The organism is Psychromicrobium lacuslunae (assembly GCF_000950575.1).
Taxonomy (GTDB): Bacteria; Actinomycetota; Actinomycetes; order Actinomycetales; family Micrococcaceae; genus Renibacterium; species Renibacterium lacuslunae.
On record NZ_CP011005.1, the window covers coordinates 1683947 to 1703694 of the forward strand.

Consider the following 19748-nt stretch of genomic DNA (forward strand, 5'->3'; position numbering starts at 1 on the left):
TCGGGTTAGTTTCGTAACTTCCTAGAACTGACGATGGCGTCGGCTAGGCCATAGTTGATTGCTTCCTCCGCGGTGAAAATCTTATCTCGTGCGGTGTCGGCTCTCAGCGTTTCAACACTTTGACGGGTGTGCCTACTGAGTACCTGCTCAACCTGGGCACGCACTCTGCTCAGTTCCTTGGCTTGCAGGGACAAATCGGTAATGGTGCCCCTGCCCTGCCCCGAGGGTTGGTGCAGCAACACCCGGGAGTGTGCCAGCACGGCTCGTTTGCCGGCAGCGCCAGCCGCCAGCAACACGGCTGCGGCAGAGGCCGCCTGGCCCATGCAGGTAGTGGCAACATCCGGCCGCACATAGCTCATGGTGTCGTAGATGGCCATCAGCGAGGTGTGCGAACCACCCGGAGAGTTGATGTAAAGGTTGATATCTTCGTCCGGGTTATCTGACTCCAGGTAGAGCAGCTGTGCCATGATCACGTTCACCACATCATCGTCAATTTCGGTGCCAACGAAGATGATTCGATCCCTTACTAAGCGGGAGAACACATCGAAGCTACGCTCACCTAGCGGGCTGCGTTCGATCACGGTAGGGATGGTGTATTGGGCCATTAGATGCCTACCTTTCGGGCCTTCATGGAGGGAGCCAGGTCGATACTTTCCAGCACCTGGTCCACCATCCCGTATTCTCTGGCTTGCGCGGCCGAGAACCAATGGTCCCGGTCACTATCGGACTCAATCTGCGCGACCTCTTTGCCAATGTGATGAGCAAGCAGCCCATTGACCATGTCTTCAATCTGACGCAAGTTGCGCTCCTGAATCTCCACGTCAGCGGTGGTTCCCTGCACCCCGGCCGAACCCTGATGCATCAGAATCCTGGTATGTGGCAGCGCATACCGTTTCCCCGCTGCACCGGCGCAAAGCAGGATCTGCCCCATACTGGCAGCCAAGCCCATTGCCAGCGTGCTCACCTGATTGGGGATAATTTGCATGGTGTCGTAGATCGCCATCCCAGCGGTCACCGAGCCGCCAGGAGAGTTGATATACAAGCTAATATCGGCTTGCGGGTCTTCGGCCGAGAGTAGCAGCAATTGCGAGACGACTCGGTGGGCCACCTCGTCATCCACTTCACTGCCCAGCACGATGATTCGCTGATGCAGTAACCGGAGCGCTAATTGTTCGTCCAAGGCCGCGTTGATCGGCACCGTCTGAGTTGTCATATGCCGATCCTTTCGAATCACCCTCAGGCCGACTAGCTTGCTCTGCTCAACGCAGATCTGCGCTGAGCAGATCTGCGCTGAGCAGATCTGCGCTAAGCAGATTCGCGCTGAGCAGATTTTCATTGGGCAGAGCGTTGAGTTCTAGTCGAGCGGGGAAAAATCATGCCGATTGCTGAGATAACCTGAAGAGATGTCTGACTACTGCCCAACAACGCTCCGGTGAGCCAAGGAATCTATGCCCAGTTGCTGGGCGAGGACTTTGCCCGCTTACAGCCTGAAGTGCAAGAGTACTTCTCACTCGCTCCAGGCTCCGGATACTACGGACTGGGCACCGGAGTCTTCGACGTGGCGGGGTGCCCGCAGGCCTGGTTGCGTCCGTTCCTGCGGTTGAGCGCCAGCGAACAGGCGTTCTTCCCGGAATATGGCGAGCAGGTGCCGTTTCAGATCGAGAACCATTCACATATTGACCCCTTCGGTCGACCAAGCCTGACCGCGCGACGCACGCTGAGCTTCCCAGCCCAGCAGCGCGTCTTCGAGGACACCAGCAGCATTGTGGACGGTCGGTTGATCGACTATGTTGGCAAGCACCATCGCTTAGCCACCGAGCTGAGCTTGTCGGTGGCGGCTGACCGGAAGTTGCGGGCCGTCTCGCATACCAGCAGGCTGTTCACCCGGCAGCTCAAGCTGCGATTACCTGCTGCGCTCGACGCCAAGGCCTACACGCTGCAGTGGTGGGATGCAGAAGCTGGCAAACATCGTATCCAGGTCAAAGTCATTCATCCGCAAATCGGGCTGATCCTGGTCTACGCGGGCGGCTTCGACTATCAGCTCAAACCCTACCCAGCTCACGAAGCGGCGGCACATGGGGTGCCGAGTCGACTCCCCCACTCGGCGCAGCCGCAACGTTGGGAAACCCGCAGCTAAGCCATTCCTCAGCGAATCGAAGCCCCCTCGAGCGGGCTATTCCTGTGCCGCGAACTGTTGCAGCGCGTCGCTCAGATCGGTTAATCTGCCCAGCGCGACTTTCACCGCCTCAGGCGTGCTCTGTGCAAAGTCTGCCGCTTCGATCAGCCGCAACTGGCTCAGTAAGCTGGCGGGCAGACCCAAGGTGCGCCAGGTACGCCACACCGACTCCGCGCGTTGCCTGGTACTGATCCGGGCATCCAATACCGTGTCGATGCCGAGCCAAAGCCGTCGCCCAGCTTCGAGGGCGGGCGCCACTTGTTCCCAGCGCTGCGCATCAAGATCTGTGGCTGGTAGGGCCACCCCGTCGAAGTCGCTTTCCAATGCTTCAGTCAGGGAACCCCCGGGAATCGAAAGCAGGGTTTCTTCGGCCCCAGCGCGCTGCGCTGCCTCAATCAGCGTGCTCCAGAGCATTCGAGTTTCTTGCCGTGACACCGACCTGATCCGACGGTAGCCACTCACCGTGGGAATCGCACCGCTCAGCGCTCTTTTGGCCTCGGGCTCATCGATCTGCAAGACCAGCCGGCTGTCAGGGGCTGCCTCCCGCACTGCGGAAAGGTGATCGCTCAATCCTGCAGCTAGCGAGTCCGCAATGTCACGTCGTGCGCCAAGGTCGGAAATCGCCCGTTCACCGAGCGGCAAATGTAGGGCGGCGGCTAGGCTGAGCGGGCCGAGTAACTGAACTTTCAGTTCGGGAACCACGCTCTGCTGGACACCCACCACATCGGCGATCATATTCAGATCGGAGGCCAGGAAACTTCGGGCTCGCTGCAGATCGGCGCCGGGGCGTTGAGTTAGCCGCCAGCCATAGGATTGCAGATCCACGGGCAGCTCGGTGAGCACCGCAGCGCTCCGGCCGACCCGGTCGGCGCCGACGCCCCGCGCGGGCAGCTCCGGTAAGAAAGGCAAATGTGGATCACCAAGTTCGCCAAAGATGACTTGGTCGGCTTCCGGAACGTCTTGCCCCGGCCACTGACCGCTACCGCTAGCTTTGATCATTGAGTTCGCTGGCAGCCGGATTTTGGGTTTGCGAGATGGCTCGATGGTTGCGAATCACTTCGGAGATGATGAAGTTCAAGAATTTCTCCGCGAAGGCGGGGTCCAGTTGCGCTTCCTCCGCCAATGCCTTGAGCCGCTCGATTTGGGCTGCCTCACGATCCGGATCACCGGCAGGTAACTGATGCCGGGCTTTGAGCACCCCGACCCGCTGGGTGGCCTTGAATCGCTCGGCCAGAAGGTGAACCAGGGCCGCGTCAAAATTATCAATGCTCGATCGAACCGCAAGTAGCTCCGCCATCACCTCGGGAGCCACTTGGCCAGCGAGCGAGCTTGCCGTAGGGTCAAATTCTTCGTGCGTCGAACTCATCCTGCCAGTCTCTCATGAAGCAGCCAACTGACTATTCGCGGATCTCGAACATTTCGGCATTCAAGCGGCATGAGCCAAGCCACGACGCGACACCGCAGGTTCTGAGTTCATCATGTCGTCAAGTTTTGCCAGCCGATTAGCCGAGAGTTCATCCAGCGGAGTAACCGTCATCAATCGAGTGTCACGCTGTTGGTCCAACCAGAAGGTGGTGAACTGCAGCCGTAGCCCGCCTACCCTGGGGCTATTGAAGATTTTAACTTCGGTAGAGGCCTGCTGAACTTGTTGCGCCTGCCAGACATCGGAAAAGTAGGACGACTCCGTATGAAGCTGCTCGACCAGTTCGGTCCAATCCGATTCATCAAGATGAGCTGCCATATTGGCCCGGAACCTAGCCACCATACTGTGGCAGACTTCGGCATAACGCTCACCATAGGCTCTCCGCCAGGCCGGATCGTTAAAAACCATTGAAAGGCAGTTGCGAGGCTGACCGGCTACTCCCTCCTCAACATCGCCGATCAAGAAACGATAGACCCGGTTCCAAGCCAGCAAATCGTAACGACCATTCTGGATAGCGCAGGGGTAGGGCAGCATTTTCTCCAGCACCGCCAAATGATGATCGCTGACCTCTTCGCATTCCGCCGCGGCAGGCCGACTATCAGAACCCGCCAGGGTGAAGAGGTGCCGTTGTTCGCTGCTATCTAACCGCAAAGCATGAGCGATCGCCTTGAGCACCTGGCCCGAGGCCTTGATGTCTCGGCCTTGTTCCAGCCAGGTGTACCAGGTCACGCCCACCCCGGCGAGCTGGGCTACTTCCTCACGGCGCAGTCCGGGGGTGCGACGGCGACCGAAGCTGGGGAGTCCCACGTCAAAGGGCCGTAATCGGTTCCGGCGATCACGCAGGAACTGACCAAGTTCGAGACGAGATTTGCTGCTCATAATTACCTTTTTGTCGTTCTTTACCTGACTGCCGTCCCTTACTCTAGACAGGCAGTGCTAATACTAGGATAAATACGATCCTGGTAACAGGATAAATCTAGGTTCAGAGTAGCACTATGACTCTTACCGCGACACCCGAATCAGCAAAGAAACAGCGGGTCGCCAGCTACACCGTGTGGTATGCCGGCACCTTTCTCGGCACCTTTACCTTTGGTGCGGCGAACCTCATCCTGCCCTCGGTGTCAGCAGAGTTCAACGCAAGCGGTGCCGAACAAAGTTTCATCCTCAGTTCTTACAGCACTTTGCTGGCGGCCATCCTGATTTTCGCTGGTCGCTTGGGAGACCGCTTCGGTCGCCGTCGCCTCTTCGGACTAGGCTTGCTGCTCTTCGCAGCGGCTTCGGTGGCAGCGGCTTTTAGCGACTCGACGGCCTTCCTGATTAGTAGTCGAGCCAGCCAGGGCATCGGCGTCGGCCTGCTGATGCCGCAGATCCTCTCCACTATCCAAGCGACCTCTAGCGGGGCATTGCGCACCCGGGCCTTAGCCGTTTTCGGCGCAGTCTCGGGGCTTGGCACCGTGGTCGGACAGATGGTCAGTGGCGGCTTGCTGAGCCTGAACCTCTTCGGCCAAAGCTGGCGACCGGTGATGTGGCTCAGCGCGCTAATGGCGCTGCTGATTTTCGCCCTGCTACGTAGCGCCCAAGCGACTAGCTCCACTGCACCGCTGGCGATGGACGGTTTTGGTTCGGCGCTGCTCGGCTTAGCGCTGGCGAGCTTCGTGGTGTCGATGACTTTGTTCTCCACCGGATCCGTGTTGTGGCTTGCGATCGCACTGCTGCTCATCAGCGCCGTCCTCGGTTTCTGCTTCGCCCGTTGGGAATTACGGGTCGAGGGTCAGGGCAAGATCCCGCTGGCACCGCCGGCGCTATTCAAGGTGCCTGCACTGCGAATGGGTTTGGCGATGAACTTACTGTTCTACACCGGCTACGGGGCCTTTATGTTTGAATTCTCATCGCTGACTCAGCGCGGTATGCGTTACAGCGGGCTTTCTTCTGGTTTAGCCATTGTGCTGTTTGCCTTGGCGTTTGTCTTCACTTCCTTTTATTTACATCGGGTTACCGCTCGACTCGGAAAACACACCATGTTGGTCGGCGCGTCGGCGCAGATTGTCGCCCTGATCGCTCTCGGCGTTGAGCTCATGGTCGAGGGCCTCGGTGTCCAGCAATGGCACCTGCAGGTGGCCTTGGTACTGCTCGGCGCCTCGCAAGCACTGATGTTTGGGCCGTTGGTGCAGACCGTGATGAGTCAGATTCCTAGCTGGGCGGCCGGGCTGAGCGGCGGCCTCTTTAGTACTGCTCAGCAACTGAGTTTCTCGCTCGGAGTGGCGGTGCTCGGCGGGGTGTATTTCACCCTCTCGCAACTCGAAGCAGTGGGCTTCTCGGGCGGCTTCGCGGTGTGCATGGCGATTCAGGCTTTGGCTGCCGCGGTTTTTGGCACCTTGGCTTGGCGGTTGCACCGACCCGCCAAGAGCCCCAGCGATAGCGTAATAACAAGCTAAGCGCCGACCAAAACCGAGATTGGCGGGGTCTGGTCTGCTGCCCAGACCCCGCTAGTTACGCTGCTTAGGAACTTATCTGAGAGCGAACTGAATAGTTTCCAGCTCCATTGCTGGTGAGCTGATAATCAGAGACGTCGTTGCATCGGTAGATGCCATTGCTTCCCGGCACAAAACCAGCGACTTTGTTCACCGGACTGATTGAAACGGCGGTGCCGCCCACCGTGATATTGCTGTAGTCGACCGATACCGCGGGAATATCAGCACAGCTGGAGATGCCCCAAAACCTTTCGATGAAGGCAGTCATCTGATCGCTGAATCCACCGTAATTTGCCGGTAACCGCCAAGCGCCAATAGTCGTCTTCACTCCGGTCGACAGATTAGTAATAGTGCCCGTGTAGGTCACCCCGTTAGCGTCGGACTGCCGATGAGAGGTAATCGTGTATTTAGTGCCGACCCGATAGGCCAAGCCATCGAGGGCGCAGGTCACGCCGGAATCACCATCGGCGCCGGAGTCACAATTTGAGCCAATCGGAGTAGCCCCCGCACCAAAGAATGAGAAACGCACATTCACCGTTCCGTCTGGATGCGGTTGAATTCCAGAATAGTATCCGCCGTCATCGGCTTCCGCGTAGTTGTATTGCGCGTAGTAAATATTGTCGGTCGCTAAGGCGGTATTCACCTTGACGGTGTAACTGAAGTCCTGATTAGCCGCTGGAATCGAGTAGCTCTTGGTAATGAAGTGCTGTGGTCCGCTGGCGCTGATAGCACCCGGATCGCCCGCGGCATGAGCGGCACCGATTGGCAGAAACAATGATAAGACGGCGGCGGCACCAATGACCGCAAGCCTAAAATTTGTCTTCATATTTTTACTCCCATTGATCGAATATGATCGAATGCCCCTCAGCTCAGTCAGAATAGCTAGATTTTTTCGCAAAAATTGTAAATTCTGGAAATTGTGAGCGTATTCCCAGCTAGCTTTCGGACTCCTTAGCCGAAAGTTCCCACAAAAAAGGCTGGGATTGGCTATTCGCCGATCCCAGCCCTTCCGCCGCTAGCTTCGCTCAGGCTAGCTAAGCAAACCCCGGTGCGCTTCGCGCCGTCGGGCCTGCTGTTCCGGATCCGGCACCGGCAGCGAGGCAATCAGTCGCTTGGTGTACTCATGCTGCGGATCTCCCATCACCTGGGAGCCGATGCCCTCTTCGACCAGCTTGCCTTTATAGAGCACGCCAACCCACTCCGAGAGCATGTCCACCACCGCGAGATCATGGCTAATGAAAAGCGCCGCGAAGCCAAATTCAGCCTGGATCTCCTTGAAAAGTTCAAGCACCTTCGCCTGCACCGAGACGTCGAGCGCCGAAGTAGGCTCGTCGGCGATTAACAGCTTCGGGTTGAGCGCCAGGGATCGGGCGAGTGAGGCCCGTTGACGTTGTCCGCCGGAAAGTTCATGCGGATAACGATCAGCATAGGAAGCTGGTAACTGCACCGCTTCCAATAACTCGGCGACCCGCTTCTTCACCTGGCTCGGTGAATCCGAGGTGTGAATCAACAACGGCTCAGCAACGCACTCACCGATCTTCAGCTGCGGGTTGAAGGAGGCCGCCGGGTCTTGGAAAACGAAGCCGATGTCCTTGCGGTGCGGTTTAAAGCTGCGCTCCTTGAAATTCAGCATTTCATAGCCAAGCACCTGCAGCGAACCACCGGTGGTGCGATTCAGGCCCGCGATGGCACGGCCAATCGTGGTCTTGCCGGAGCCGGATTCACCGACCAGGCCAAAGACCTCGCCAGCAGAGATGGTGAAACTAACCTCGTCCACCGCACGGAAACCAGCCCGACCGAAGCGACCCGGGTATTCGATCACCAGGTCACGTGCTGACACCAATACTTCAGCATCCTGATGCGCCCGTTCGGTTTGGCCCTGTGAGGCCGAATGGCGACCGAGGTGCGGAACCGCGGCCAGCAGGTTCTTGGTGTATTCCTGCTGCGGTGCGGCGAACAGTTCCTTCGCGGAGGCCTCCTCGACCACATCGCCCTTGTACATCACGACGACACGGTCAGCGAGATCGGCAACCACACCCATATTGTGGGTGATCAGCACAATGGAGGTGCCGAACTTATCCCGGACGTCGCGGAGCAGTTCGAGGATCTCGGCCTGTACCGTGACATCAAGGGCGGTAGTCGGTTCGTCCGCCACAATGAGTGAAGGGTTGAGCGCTAGCGCGGCGGCTATCACCACACGCTGCTTTTGCCCGCCGGAGAACTGATGCGGGTAGTAGTCCACCCGCTTCTCCGGTTCCGGCATACCCACTTTGCGCAGCGCCTCAATAGCGGCGGCCTTAGCCTCCTTGCGGGAGATCTTGCCGCCGTTCTTAGCCCGATGGGCGCGCAGCCCCTCGGCGATCTGCCAGCCCACGCTGTAAACCGGGTTGAGCGCAGTCGAAGGTTCTTGAAACACCATCGAGACATCTCGGCCACGCACAGCACGCAATTCGCGTTGTGAGATCGAGACCACGTCATGTCCACTCACCAGGACGGTGCCGGAGCTGAGCGCGGTCTCGGGCAAAAGCCCCAGGATGGTCTTGGCGGTGACAGTCTTGCCCGAACCGGATTCGCCGACAATGGCCACCACTTCACCCGGGGCAACTGAAAGGCTGACATCGTCAACGGCTTTAACGTCGCCGCCATCGGTGGCAAAGGTCACCTTGAGGTGTTCAATATCTAGAACACTATTGGCTGCTGCCTTCTCGCTCATGCTTGGCCTCCCTGCGACGCCGAATTGTCACTTAGCTCAGCCGCTGCGGCGGGTGCTGCCGATTGTTTCTTACCGGGACGACGACGGCCCCGCAAGCGCGGATCATTGAGGTCGTTCATGCTCTCGCCCACCAGAGTCAGCCCGAGCACGGTCAGCACAATGGCAGCTCCCGGGAACACCCCGGTCCACCAGATGCCACTGGTGGCATCCGCCAACGCCTTATTCAGATCGAAGCCCCATTCGGCCGCCGCAGTCGGTTCAATGCCAAAGCCGAGGAAGCCTAGGCCCGCCAGGGTCAGAATGGCCTCGGAGGAATTCAGCGTGAAGATCAGCGGTAGGGTCCGGGTGGCGTTCTTAAAGATATGCCTGCCCACGATTCGCCAGGTTGAAGCGCCGACCACCTTGGCTGACTCGACAAACGGCTCGGCCTTGAGCCGGACAGTTTCGGCACGAATCACCCTGAAATACTGCGGCACAAAAACCACCGTGATGGAGATTGCCGCCGCGAAGATACCACCCCAAAGGTCCGAGCGTCCACCGCTAATGATGATTGACATCACGATAGCCAGCAACAAGGACGGGAAGGCGAAAATAGCGTCCGCAATCACCACCAGCACCCGGTCCAGCCAACCGCCGATATAGCCGGAGAGCAGACCGAGTATGACGCCAATGAAGATCGAAAGCAGCACCGCGATCACGATCACCGATACCGCAGTCTGCGCTCCCCAGAGCGTGCGGGAGAAGACGTCATAGCCGCCCACCGTGGTACCCCAAAGATGCTGTGCCGAGGGCGCCGCCTGGGTGGGGAAATCGCCCTGTGCATTGCTAATTTGATCGTAGCGATAGGGTGCCACCAAGGGCGCGAAAATCGCGGTCAGTACGAAAAGACCGGTCAGCACGGTGCCCACAATGAGCATGCCGCGCTGCAGCCCGACGCTGATTCTGAGGTGCGAAATGATCGGCAGTCTGCCGAGGAAGCCACCGCGTTGCGCGGCTCCGGTAACCGGGGTCTGTACTGTGGTCATCTCAGTACCTCACTCTCGGGTCGATGAGCGCCGCGATCACGTCGACGATGAAGTTAGTCACCGCGACCAGTACCGCCAACAGCGCCACAATGCCTTGTACCGCGACGAAGTCCCGGCTACCAAGGTATTGAGCTAGCTGGAAGCCCAAGCCTTTCCACTCAAAGGTGGTTTCGGTCAGCACAGCGCCACCGAGCAACATAGCGATTTGCAGGCCCATCACGGTGATGATCGGAATCAAAGCCGGCTTATAAGCATGTTTCGTGACCAGCCTGAACTCGCTGACACCACGGGAACGGCCGGCCTCGACATAGTCTCGCCCCAGCGTGCCGATCACATTGGTGCGTACCAGGCGCAAGAAAACCCCGCCAGTGAGCAGGCCGAGGGCAATGGCAGGTAACGCGGCGTGCTGCAGCACATCGCCTAAGGCAGCCATATTTCCACTACGCAGGGCGTCGAGGAAGTAAATCCCGGTGGGTGAACCGAGTTGCTGCAAAGCCAGTGCATTATCGGTATTGGCGCGCCCGGCTACCGGGAACCAACCGAGCCAGACCGCGAACACCAATTTCAGCAACAGACCGGCGAAGAACACCGGAGTGGCGTAACCCAGGATGGCAAAGACCCGGAGCACCGCATCCGGCCACTTGTCCCGGAATTTAGCCGCCACCATGCCGAGCGGAATGCCAATCAGCAGCGCCACGATGAGGGCGAAGAAGGCCAGTTCCAGGGTTGCTGAGCCGTAGGTCAGCAACACCTGGGTAATGGGCTGATTATCGAGTGTGCTGCCGAAGTTGCCGGTGAAGATCTGGCCGAGATATTCGAAGTACTGAACGAAAATCGGCCTGTCATAGCCAGCGTCGTGGATTTTGGCGGCCAGCTGATCCGGCGGCAATTTGCCACCTAGTGCCGCGGTGATCGGATCGCCAGTGACCCGCATCAGGAAGAAAACCAGGGTGACCAGGATGAAAATAGTCGGAATAATGAGCAGGAACCGGACCAGAATGTATCTTCCGAGCCCGCCTCCCGATTTTTTTGACCGCTTGAGAGCCGGGGGCTCGATCTCCGCGGGGGTGTCTACTAAAGCTGTCATCTGTGCCTTCGCATTGTGTCCGCTAGCTGCTTTTGGCCAGCGGACATGGCTTGGGGCAGGGTGCCTTGCACCCTGCCCCAAGCATTCATTTACTTCTTGGAAACTACTGCCAGCCGGAACTTGAACGCAGCATCCAGGGTGGTGTCGACGCCGTCGACATTATTACCGGAAATCGCGATCTGGTTGCCCTGCAAGAGCGGCAGAGTGGAAAGATCCTTAGCTTCCATCTCTTGGATCTGACCAATTAAGTCGGCACGCTTGGCCTTGTCGTTGGTGCCTTGCTGCTCGGCGATCAACTTCTGCACTTCTGCATTGTCGTAGTGGTTGTGCAGGAAGTTGTCCTTGACGAAGAACGGGGTCAGGTAGTTATCAGCGTCCGAGTAATCCGGGAACCAGCCGAGTTGGTAGACCGGGTACAGGTCCTTATTACGGTCCTTGGAATACTGAGTCCATTCGGTGGACTGCAGGTTCACCTTGAACAAGCCGGACTTCTCCAGCTGGTCCTTGACCTTGGCGTATTCATCGCCCGAACCGGGGCCGTAGTGATCCGGATTGTATTGCAGGTTGACGGTAACCGGGCCGGTGATCCCAGCGTCGGCAAAGCGCTGCTTAGCCTTGTCCAGGCTCGGCGCACCGTTGCCGTCACCGTAGAGCGACTTGAGCGGCTCGGTGGCACCGGGCAAGCCCGAAGCAACCGGCGAGTAGACCGGGGTGTAGGTGCCTTTGTAGACGCTATCCGAAATCGCCTGGCGATCCACCAGGTCAGCCATTGCCTGGCGTACCGCGAGCGCTTTCTTCGGGTCGGCTTCCGCCGTCTTCGAACCAAACGGCATGGTGTTGAAGTTAAAGACGATGTAGCGCAGTTCGCCACCCGGACCGGTGTGAACTTTAACATTGTCTTTGGTCTTCAGGTCGCCAATGTCGGTCGCGCTCAGACTACGCCAAGCGACGTCGATCTTATTGGTCTGCATATCCAGTTTGAGGTTATTGGAGTTTGCGTAGTACTGAACGTTGACCACATCGGTCTTGGCCTTCTCGACCAGCCCGACATATCCCGGGTTCGCCTTCAGGCTGACCAACTGGTTCTTGGTATAGCTGGTCACATCGTAGGCACCGGCGAAGGGATGCGCCTTGGCGATGTCCTCATCGGTCATTAACTTATCCGCCGGGAAGACTTCATCGTCCACAATTGGTCCGGCAGAGGAGGTAAGAACTCCGGGGAAGGTCTGATCGTTCGGCTGCTTAAGGGTGAAGACCACGGTATTGGCGTCCGGGGTGGCAATGCTGGCCAGGTTGGTCAACAGTGAGGCCGGTCCGTTCTCGTCATTGATCTTCAGAATCCGATCAAAGCTGAACTTCACATCTTTGGAATCAAGGGTGTGACCGTTGACGAACTTCAGATTCGGTCGCAGCTTGACCGTGTATTCGGTGGGTTTGGTGAACGAGGCCGACTCGGCAAGATCGGGTTCGATCTCATTGCCCTGCGGCTTGATGTTCACCAGGAAGGGGTAGACCTGGGTTTCCATGAACAATGAACCATTGTCATAGGAACCCGCTGGGTCGAGCGCCACCACTTTATCGGTGGTGCCGATGGTGAAGCTGCCGCCGGAAGCGCCGCCCGAGGTGTTGCTGGTGTTCCCGGCAGGGCCGGTGCAGGCGGTGAGTGCCAGGGCGGAGACTCCCGCAAAAGCTGCGAGGTAACGCAGCTTAGTTGTGTTCTTAGACATCCCAGAACTTTCTTTCGATGAGTGATCTACGCCTCCCATGCCCCCCACAGGTGTGAGTCAGCGCACAATCATGATTCTCTGTTTCTACCAGAGATTCACAGTTTTTTCCTACCGAAACTGAAAGTTGAAACCAGTTAGTTATCCATCACAAGCTGCACCGCGGTGGCAAAATCACCGAAAACCTGGGCCGCAGCGGCTTCTCTCGGAGCCGCGGTTCTGACGAATTCGGCGAGCAGTGCCGCGGCCTGCCCCGGTTCGAGATCCTGATCCATTCCGGCGGCCAGCCACTGCTGAAGCAACTCTTGGTCGAGTTCCAGATGGAATTGCAAGCCCAGCGCACTACGATAACGGAGAGCCTGATAAGCGCACTCCGAGGTGCTCGCCAGCGGCGTGGCGCCCGCTGGTAATCCCACGTTATCGGTGTGCCAGTGCAGCACTTCAAGGCCGTCAAGCAGCGCCAATTCGGCTCCGGCGTTTAGCGCACCGAGGCCGATTTCACGAGTGGCGGCGTAGTCGATCTGGGCGCCCAAGGCCAGCGCAATGATTTGATGTCCCAAGCAGACACCGAGCACTGGAAGCTCGGCGGCAATTGCTTCCCGAACCAGTAGCGCTTCGAGGGCCAGCGCTGGATAGCTAGTGGTATCGCCAGCGTCCATCGGGCCACCCATCAGCACTACCCCGGCCAGTCTCTGCAGATCCGGCAGCTGCGGGTCAGCTTCCTCGAGTAGGTTTCGCAGTTGCCAGGGAATGTGGCGCTCATCGAGCGCCTTAGCGATCAGACCAGGACCTTCGACCGGGACGTGCTGCAGAATCAAGACAGACTTCACCCGCTTAACTCTAATTGAGCTTCTCAGCTGGCGACCGGAACTCCACGGACCGGTGTAACGTTCGGCAAGGTGGCTATCAGAGTGTGGGGAAAATAAGGAAAAGGGGTTGGCGTGCTAGAGCACTTGCTGGGCAGGTTGTTGAAAAATGTTCATTCAAGCGAGGCTAAAAGCTGCTGGTATGCACCGGAACTTGCCGCCCCGCAAACCCTGCAGCTGAGTAGCACCGCGTTCGACGACGAAGGGGATATCCCGCTATTACATTCAGGCAAGGGCCGAGGAGATAATCTCTCCCCCGCCCTTGCCTGGTCCGATCCTCCGGAGGAAACGAAGCAGTTTCTTTTTATTTTGGAGGACGTTGATGTGCCAATGCCGCGACCAATCCTTCACACCGTGGCGCTCATCTCGGCAAGCCGGCTCGGGCTCGAACAAGGCGAACTTAGCCGCGAAAGCGCAGATATCCGCTTCCTGCCAGCCGCGTTCGGCAGCCGCGGCTATCGTGGGCCGCGTCCTTTACCCCAGCACGGCCCGCATCGTTATCGTTTCCAACTATTCGCTTTGGATCGAGAGCTTGGTACCGACACGCCAAAGTTCGCCAAACTACTGGGCAAGCTTGACGGTCGGGTGCTGGCCCGAGGTCTTTACACTGGTGTGCAAGAACAGCGCTAACCCTGCTGGCTTACTGGCCCGTGGCAGCACGTTCTAGCGATCGGGCAGCATCGATGGTCGCCTGGCCGAGCACTCGGCTGCCCTGATAGAGCACCACTGTCTGGCCCGGCGCAACTCCACGCATCGGATCGTTCAACACCACCACAAGCGTCTGGTCTGGCTGCACATGGGCTCGTGCGGGCACCGGCTCACCGTGCGCCCGGACCTGGGCCATGCAGTCGAATTCGCTGCCCGTGGCCACCTCAGCAATGGGCTCTCCAGCCCAGGAAATCCGGATGCCACGAATCTCGTCAATAGCCAGCATCCGCTCCGGACCGACCACTACGGTGTTTTCCTTGGGACGGATTTCCAGCACGAAGCGCGGCTTACCATCGGCAGCCGGAGTGCCCAATTTCAATCCGCGACGCTGCCCGACCGTGAAAGCGTTAGCCCCATCATGTGAGCCGACCTTCGCTCCGGTTTCGTCGATCACCGCACCGGGACTCATCTCGATCTTCTCAGCCAGCCAGCCACGGGTATCACCATCGGAGATAAAGCAAATATCGTGGCTGTCTGGCTTCTTCGCTACCGAGAGGCCGCGTCGTTCCGCCTCGGCTCGCACCTCTGCCTTGCTGGCTACGTCGGCAAGTGGGAACATCGAGTGCTTGAGCTGCTGATGAGTCAGCACGCCGAGCACATAGGACTGATCTTTCGCCCAGTCATTAGCGCGATGCAGCTCGTAATTCCCTGCTTCGTCCTGAATGACCCGGGCATAGTGACCGGTGCAGACCGCGTCAAAACCGAGCGCAATCGCCTTCTCTAAAAGCGCCGCAAACTTGATCCGCTCATTGCATCGCATGCATGGATTCGGCGTCCGGCCAGCCGCATACTCGGCGATGAAATCATCCACCACGTCTTCCTTGAAACGCTCGGAGAAATCCCAGACGTAGTAAGGAATGCCTAGTTTATCGGCGGCGCGCCAAGCGTCATTGGAGTCTTCAATAGTGCAGCAGCCGCGGCTTCCGGTGCGCAAGGTGCCTGGCATCCTGGAGAGGGCCAAGTGCACCCCGACAACCTCGTGCCCGGCGTCGACTGCGCGGGCAGCGGCTACGGCGGAATCCACGCCGCCGCTCATAGCAGCTAAAACTTTCATGCATTTTCCTCTGTTGTACCGACCGCTGCGAAGGCCTTGGCTTTCGCTACGGTGGTTGCGGTCTGGATGCTGGATTCATGTCCAGCCATCCCGGCTTGCTTGGCCTGGGCGTGAGCACCTGGCAAAGCGGCAATAAGTGCTTCAACGTCGGCAGGCCCGGTTGTATGCCCCAGGCTGAATCGTTGCGCCCCCCGGGCCTCGTCTTCGCTCAGGCCCATCGCGAGCAAAACTTGCGAAGGCCTGGGCACTCCGGCGGTGCAGGCCGAACCGGTTGAGCTTTCGATGCCAGCCATGTCGAGTAAGAACAGCAGCGAATCCCCTTCGCAGCCGGGGAAAGTGAAATGCACATTGCCGGGCAGTCGCTTCCCGGTTTCAGGCGCCGGCCCCCGTAGTACAGCTTCGGGGATCAGTTCCTGCACCCGCTTGATCGTCTCGTCGCGGAGCTGCGAAAGCCGCAAACCCTCCTCCACCAGGCCGCTCACCGCATGCTGGGCAGCGGCCGCGAAGGCCGCAATCGAAGCGGTATCGAGAGTACCGGAACGCACATCGCGTTCCTGTCCGCCGCCATGCTGCACCGGGGTGAGTTTGATCGAGCGGCCAAGCAATAGCGCGCCAACCCCAACCGGTGCACCGATCTTGTGCCCGCTAATGGACATTGCTGCCAGTCCCGAATCCGCAAAATTCAGCGGAATGGTGCCAAAGGCCTGGACCGCATCGGAGTGCACCGGAATACCGTAGCTTGCGGCGAGCGCGACCACCTCAGCAATCGGCTGGATGGCGCCGACCTCGTTATTCGCCCACATCACGCTGACCAGCGCCACCGCTTCTGGGTCTTCGTCAAGGGCAGCTCGGTAGGCGTCCAGCCGTAGCAAACCGGACTCGTCGACGGGTAGCCAGCTGACCTTGGCGCCTTCGTGTTTTTCCAGCCATTCAACGGTATCCTGCACAGCTGGGTGCTCAACCGCAGAGACCAGAATTCTGTTGCGTCGCGGATCAGCATCACGCCGCGACCAATAGAGCCCCTTAACCGCGAGGTTATCGGCCTCGGTACCGCCGGAGACGAAGATCACTTCGGAGCGGTGCGCACCTGCGGCGAGCGCCAGCGATTCACGGGACTCCTCGACCACTGCGCGGGCGCGACGACCCGAGCCGTGCAGCGAGGAAGGATTGCCGCTACGGCTAAGTTGTTCGGTGAGTGCGGCTAACGCGGGCTCGCAGAGCGGCGTGGTTGCCGCATGATCAAAGTACACGGGCACCTGATAATTCTACCTTGATCTACTTCTGGTAATTTCTGGCTAGCTTTGACTAGCCCTACCTATCTTGAGCCGCTCATTTCAGTCGCGGACCGCCGAGCAGCTTGACCCGAAGAGCACTTGAGGTTTCAGAATTGTGTTGTGAATACTTCAGTAGTGCTTTGTGAAACCTGCGGCGTTGAACACTCAAGCGAGACACTCAAGGCTGGCGATTGCAAAATTTGTCAGGACGATCGGCAGTACCTGCCGCGCTCTGGGCAATCGTGGGTCACCCTCGCCGATTTAGTCAGTCGTGAGCAGCAGATGGAATTCGCTGAAGTCCATCCACGAATCTGGGAGATCCAACCCACGCCTCGAATGGGGATTGGGCAGCATTCGATCCTGCTGCGCACCTCGGCTGGAAACTTACTCTGGGATCCGCCGGCTTTTATTGATGCCGCTTCAATAGCCCGAGTCGAGGAACTGGGCGGGATTGCTGCCATCGCTTCCAGCCACCCGCACATGTTCGGCGTGCAACTTGAATGGTCAGCGGCTTTTTCGAATGCTCCGGTCTATGTCGCCGAAGCGGATCGGCAGTGGCTAAGGCGCGAGGGGGCGGCGATTCGCTACTGGTCGGAAAGTGAGCAAGTCCTACCCGAGGTGAAGTTGGTTCAGACCGGCGGTCATTTCCCGGGCAGCGCGGTGGCACACTTCTCGGCCGGGGAAGGCGTTCTGCTGAGCGGAGACACTATCTTTCCGACGCCCTCGGGGTGGGTGACCTTTATGCGGAGCTACCCTAATTACATCCCGCTCTCACCGAACCTGGTGCGTCACATCACTCAACGCATCTCGACCCTGGACTTCAATCGGCTGCACGGCAACTTCGGTAATGTCATTCCGGAGCAAGCCAAAGAAGTAGTGAACGCTTCAGCAGAGCGCTATATCGCCTGGGCCTCGGGCCAAAACGATCACCTCGGTTAGTTCCCTGCGCGGCGACTCAAGCGCGCTCAGCCGAACCTGCGTCGTCTAGCGTTCACTCTATGGACACAGTGGTAACCGATGAACTGAGTTGCATAGGCTAGTCATTAGCTCATTATTTGAGACTCATTTCTCACATAATGAGACGCTACCAGCCTCTCAGGAGTCAATTTGTTCCAGCAACTCAGACCACATCGATGGTTCATGCTGGGGCTGGCCGTGTTTGCACAGCTGAGCAGTTCAATTGTGGTGAACGGGATGGCTTTTCTGATTCCTCAATTGCGTCAACAGTGGAATCTTGATCTGGTGCAGTCAGGTGTTTTGGTCGCAATGCCACTGGCTGGCACCATGTTGACCTTGGTGGCCTGGGGTGCTGTCCTCGACCGAATCGGCGAGCGACTTTCGCTCGCCGTCGCTCTTGCCGCGAGCACAGTTTGCCTGATCGCGGCTGCATTCAGCGAATCTCCCGTGCTGTTGGGCGGATTCTTGTTTTTAGCCGGCGCAGCGACCGGCTGCACGAATTCGGCGGGTGGCCGAGTGGTTGTCGGCTGGTTTCCCGCACAGCAACGCGGCCTGGCGATGGGGATCCGTCAGATGGCGCAGCCCTTGGGCGTGGCGCTGGCTTCACTGCTGCTGCCTGCCGTCGCCGACGGGTTTCGTATCCAGGGCGCCCTGGGCGCCGTCGCAATCATCGCCGCAGCCGCGACGGTGTCATGCTGGCTGGGCGTGCAGAACCCGGCCCGGCGTGCCCGGCGGGCTGAGCCAAGCAGTGAAAACCCCTATCTTGGTAGCAACTTCTTGGTGCGCATCCATCTGGTCTCTGCGATCCTGGTCATCCCACAGTTCACCATCTGGACCTTTTCGCTACTCTGGCTGATGAACGACAGACAGCTCCCCGCCGCCTTAGCCGGCGGCGTTATCGCCTTAGCGCAATTTGCCGGAGCGCTGGGGAGGATAGCGGTCGGCATCTGGTCGGATCGACTGGGCTCCAGAGTGTTGCCGCTACGTCTCGTCTCCTTGGCCGCGGCTGCTGCCCTACTGCTGCTCGCACTCACCGACTGGCTCAATTCGCCCTGGTCGATAGCACTGCTGGTGGTAGCTTCGGTGATTACCGTGGCCGATAACGGTTTGGCCTTCACTTCGGTGGCAGAAATCTCCGGGCCGTATTGGTCCGGACGGGCTCTCGGCATTCAGAACACCGGCCAATACTTGGTTTCCGCAGTGGTACCGCCGGCGATCGGGGGCCTGATTGGTCTTCTCAGCTTCCCGGCGACCTTTGCCATAGTTGCACTCGCCCCCTTAGCGGCCACCCCGCTGGTGCCGTCGCGAGTGGTTGAGCAAAAGGCCAGCCAGGCCGCTGCGTAGCTCAACAGCTGACTATTACTGCTGTGGCGGTGAGACTACGAGCTTGTTCTGCGCCGAGGCGAAGGTGCTATTCAACAAGGCGTCAGTGGCACAGCTGAGACTGAAGACCAGCCCGGTGCCGGCTCGATTGAACATCCGAGCACTATAGAGCTTCGCTGGGCTTTTTCCCTTAGCGGAGGTACGAATACTGAGGAATTCGATTTTTGGTGATGGCTTATCAAGCTGCTTCGCCCATCGCATCGTGCTCACTTTCAACACTTCGGGCAGGATTGAAGGCACCAGATATTTGAAAAGCGCTACCGTCGAAGCCTTATCGTCATTAGCGACCATCAGATTCTGCTGATTGACGGACTGCCAGTAGCTCAACACGCAACCATTGACGTGCTGGTACTCGGTCCAGCCTGCTTGGTTGCTCTTCAGTTCCTTCCAACTGGGCGGTGGCGTCTTGTTATTCACCATCTCCACTTGGGTCAACTGGTCGGACCAGCCAACCGGTACGCCAACCGAGAGGGTGTTGCCGGCCGCCCAGGTCATATCTTTGGCAGCCACCGCATCGGCGTTATGCCCCGGCAGGATGGTCGGACCCTGATAGCTCGGACTTTGACTCGGCGAGATAGTGGAAGTGTCTTGGGGCGCTTGCACAGTAAAGGTGCAGGCGGTCAGACCCGCCGTGGCAGCAAAGGCCAGGAGTCCAGCTACTGAACCGATCTTGGCTGCGCGCCAACGTTGTCCGATCATTCCACTCCCCGGTCGGCATTCTGACCCACTAACAGTACCAAGGGGGATTCTATTCAGCACTGTTTGCACTGTTTCTTGCACTGTCGCCAAGCAAAGCAATTGCCGCCTTGCATCGTTCGATAACACCACTTGCCATATGCTAACCAAATGGTTAATATATTTACCAATTGGTTAATGATTGGAGAGAC

At 58.6% G+C, this 19748-nt stretch carries 19 protein-coding genes; 5 read left to right on the forward strand and 14 right to left on the reverse strand.

The window, feature by feature from the left end:
- Positions 1-5: 5 nt before the first annotated feature.
- Together UM93_RS07820 and UM93_RS07825 are read right to left on the reverse strand one after the other, a co-directional pair.
- Complete coding sequence (locus UM93_RS07820; RefSeq protein WP_045074822.1) at positions 6-605, reverse strand: ClpP family protease; 600 nt, start codon at positions 603-605, stop codon at positions 6-8.
- Positions 605-1213 carry an ATP-dependent Clp protease proteolytic subunit gene (locus tag UM93_RS07825; RefSeq protein WP_045077076.1) on the reverse strand — a complete coding sequence of 203 codons (609 nt, stop codon included), beginning with the start codon at positions 1211-1213 and terminating at the stop codon, positions 605-607. Before UM93_RS07825 ends, UM93_RS07820 begins: the two co-directional genes overlap by 1 nt.
- Positions 1214-1432: 219 nt before the next feature.
- On the opposite strand from UM93_RS07825, the gene UM93_RS07830 reads away from it, so the two are divergent.
- Positions 1433-2137 carry a DUF4166 domain-containing protein gene (locus UM93_RS07830; protein ID WP_045074824.1) on the forward strand — a complete coding sequence of 235 codons (705 nt, stop codon included), beginning with the start codon at positions 1433-1435 and terminating at the stop codon, positions 2135-2137.
- Positions 2138-2173: 36 nt separating this feature from the next.
- Here UM93_RS07830 and UM93_RS07835 read toward each other — a convergent pair whose 3' ends face one another.
- Genes UM93_RS07835 through UM93_RS07845 form a run of 3 tightly spaced genes read right to left on the reverse strand, consistent with a single transcriptional unit; the run spans position 2174 to position 4478 of the window.
- Positions 2174-3175 carry a uroporphyrinogen decarboxylase/cobalamine-independent methonine synthase family protein gene (locus UM93_RS07835; RefSeq protein WP_045074826.1) on the reverse strand — a complete coding sequence of 334 codons (1002 nt, stop codon included), beginning with the start codon at positions 3173-3175 and terminating at the stop codon, positions 2174-2176.
- Positions 3162-3542: a chorismate mutase gene (locus UM93_RS07840; RefSeq protein ID WP_045074828.1), complete on the reverse strand. Its 381-nt coding sequence runs from the start codon at positions 3540-3542 to the stop codon at positions 3162-3164. The genes UM93_RS07835 and UM93_RS07840 overlap by 14 nt, the downstream gene beginning before the upstream one ends.
- 60 nt (positions 3543-3602) lie before the next feature.
- A complete protein-coding gene (locus UM93_RS07845) occupies positions 3603-4478 on the reverse strand; it encodes a helix-turn-helix transcriptional regulator (RefSeq protein WP_045074830.1) in 876 nt (291 codons plus the stop codon).
- A gap of 116 nt (positions 4479-4594) precedes the next feature.
- Here UM93_RS07845 and UM93_RS07850 point away from each other — a divergent pair, with 116 nt between their 5' ends.
- Positions 4595-6034, forward strand: coding sequence for an MFS transporter (locus UM93_RS07850; RefSeq protein WP_052663686.1), 1440 nt, complete (start codon positions 4595-4597; stop codon positions 6032-6034).
- Positions 6035-6098: 64 nt separating this feature from the next.
- Here the strand turns inward: UM93_RS07850 and UM93_RS17115 are convergent, their stop codons facing one another.
- The 6 genes from UM93_RS17115 to UM93_RS07880 all read right to left on the reverse strand — a co-directional run bounded on the left by UM93_RS17115 (position 6099) and on the right by UM93_RS07880 (position 13449).
- Entirely contained in the window at positions 6099-6896 is a 798-nt protein-coding gene (locus UM93_RS17115) for a DUF3472 domain-containing protein (protein WP_052663687.1), read from the reverse strand.
- A gap of 204 nt (positions 6897-7100) precedes the next feature.
- The gene (locus tag UM93_RS07860; RefSeq protein ID WP_045074832.1) at positions 7101-8783 is read right to left on the reverse strand and encodes a dipeptide ABC transporter ATP-binding protein; all 1683 of its coding nucleotides are present in this window, start codon (positions 8781-8783) and stop codon (positions 7101-7103) included.
- The gene (locus UM93_RS07865) at positions 8780-9808 is read right to left on the reverse strand and encodes an ABC transporter permease (RefSeq protein ID WP_045074833.1); all 1029 of its coding nucleotides are present in this window, start codon (positions 9806-9808) and stop codon (positions 8780-8782) included. The genes UM93_RS07860 and UM93_RS07865 overlap by 4 nt, the downstream gene beginning before the upstream one ends.
- A gap of 1 nt (position 9809) precedes the next feature.
- Positions 9810-10895 (reverse strand): ABC transporter permease, encoded by a 1086-nt coding sequence (locus UM93_RS07870; RefSeq protein WP_045074834.1) that lies wholly within the window; start codon positions 10893-10895, stop codon positions 9810-9812.
- Between the two features lie 89 nt (positions 10896-10984).
- The gene (locus tag UM93_RS07875; protein WP_045074835.1) at positions 10985-12622 is read right to left on the reverse strand and encodes an ABC transporter substrate-binding protein; all 1638 of its coding nucleotides are present in this window, start codon (positions 12620-12622) and stop codon (positions 10985-10987) included.
- A gap of 134 nt (positions 12623-12756) precedes the next feature.
- A complete protein-coding gene (locus tag UM93_RS07880; protein ID WP_045074836.1) occupies positions 12757-13449 on the reverse strand; it encodes a type 1 glutamine amidotransferase in 693 nt (230 codons plus the stop codon).
- A 111-nt stretch (positions 13450-13560) separates the two neighbouring features.
- Between UM93_RS07880 and UM93_RS07885 the strand changes: the two genes are divergently transcribed.
- Positions 13561-14115, forward strand: coding sequence for a YbhB/YbcL family Raf kinase inhibitor-like protein (locus tag UM93_RS07885; protein ID WP_045074837.1), 555 nt, complete (start codon positions 13561-13563; stop codon positions 14113-14115).
- Between the two features lie 10 nt (positions 14116-14125).
- Here the strand turns inward: UM93_RS07885 and mnmA are convergent, their stop codons facing one another.
- Both mnmA and UM93_RS07895 read right to left on the reverse strand, forming a co-directional pair.
- Positions 14126-15247 (reverse strand): tRNA 2-thiouridine(34) synthase MnmA, encoded by a 1122-nt coding sequence (mnmA, locus tag UM93_RS07890; protein ID WP_045074838.1) that lies wholly within the window; start codon positions 15245-15247, stop codon positions 14126-14128.
- Positions 15244-16503, reverse strand: coding sequence for a cysteine desulfurase family protein (locus UM93_RS07895; RefSeq protein ID WP_045074840.1), 1260 nt, complete (start codon positions 16501-16503; stop codon positions 15244-15246). The genes mnmA and UM93_RS07895 overlap by 4 nt, the downstream gene beginning before the upstream one ends.
- Positions 16504-16641: 138 nt before the next feature.
- Between UM93_RS07895 and UM93_RS07900 the strand changes: the two genes are divergently transcribed.
- Both UM93_RS07900 and UM93_RS07905 read left to right on the forward strand, forming a co-directional pair.
- Positions 16642-17460, forward strand: coding sequence for an MBL fold metallo-hydrolase (locus UM93_RS07900; RefSeq protein ID WP_157874121.1), 819 nt, complete (start codon positions 16642-16644; stop codon positions 17458-17460).
- Positions 17461-17628: 168 nt separating this feature from the next.
- Positions 17629-18822: an MFS transporter gene (locus UM93_RS07905; RefSeq protein WP_234399405.1), complete on the forward strand. Its 1194-nt coding sequence runs from the start codon at positions 17629-17631 to the stop codon at positions 18820-18822.
- Positions 18823-18837: 15 nt separating this feature from the next.
- On the opposite strand, the gene UM93_RS07910 is transcribed toward UM93_RS07905, so the two are convergent.
- Positions 18838-19560, reverse strand: a complete 723-nt coding sequence (locus UM93_RS07910) for a hypothetical protein (RefSeq protein WP_052663688.1) — start codon at positions 19558-19560, stop codon at positions 18838-18840.
- Between the last annotated feature and the right edge of the window lie 188 nt (positions 19561-19748).

What these genes read in the sequence shown, in the direction of transcription:
- UM93_RS07910 (WP_052663688.1), bottom strand. Translation starts at nt 19,560, where the DNA reads ATGATCGGACAACGTTGGCGCGCAGCCAAGATCGGTTCAGTAGCTGGA.
- mnmA (WP_045074838.1), bottom strand. Translation starts at nt 15,247, where the DNA reads ATGAAAGTTTTAGCTGCTATGAGCGGCGGCGTGGATTCCGCCGTAGCC.
- UM93_RS07825 (WP_045077076.1), bottom strand. Translation starts at nt 1,213, where the DNA reads ATGACAACTCAGACGGTGCCGATCAACGCGGCCTTGGACGAACAATTA.
- UM93_RS07870 (WP_045074834.1), bottom strand. Translation starts at nt 10,895, where the DNA reads ATGACAGCTTTAGTAGACACCCCCGCGGAGATCGAGCCCCCGGCTCTC.
- UM93_RS07875 (WP_045074835.1), bottom strand. Translation starts at nt 12,622, where the DNA reads ATGTCTAAGAACACAACTAAGCTGCGTTACCTCGCAGCTTTTGCGGGA.
- UM93_RS07865 (WP_045074833.1), bottom strand. Translation starts at nt 9,808, where the DNA reads ATGACCACAGTACAGACCCCGGTTACCGGAGCCGCGCAACGCGGTGGC.
- UM93_RS07860 (WP_045074832.1), bottom strand. Translation starts at nt 8,783, where the DNA reads ATGAGCGAGAAGGCAGCAGCCAATAGTGTTCTAGATATTGAACACCTC.
- UM93_RS07820 (WP_045074822.1), bottom strand. Translation starts at nt 605, where the DNA reads ATGGCCCAATACACCATCCCTACCGTGATCGAACGCAGCCCGCTAGGT.
- UM93_RS07840 (WP_045074828.1), bottom strand. Translation starts at nt 3,542, where the DNA reads ATGAGTTCGACGCACGAAGAATTTGACCCTACGGCAAGCTCGCTCGCT.
- UM93_RS07850 (WP_052663686.1), top strand. Translation starts at nt 4,595, where the DNA reads ATGACTCTTACCGCGACACCCGAATCAGCAAAGAAACAGCGGGTCGCC.
- UM93_RS17115 (WP_052663687.1), bottom strand. Translation starts at nt 6,896, where the DNA reads ATGAAGACAAATTTTAGGCTTGCGGTCATTGGTGCCGCCGCCGTCTTA.
- UM93_RS07845 (WP_045074830.1), bottom strand. Translation starts at nt 4,478, where the DNA reads ATGAGCAGCAAATCTCGTCTCGAACTTGGTCAGTTCCTGCGTGATCGC.
- UM93_RS07835 (WP_045074826.1), bottom strand. Translation starts at nt 3,175, where the DNA reads ATGATCAAAGCTAGCGGTAGCGGTCAGTGGCCGGGGCAAGACGTTCCG.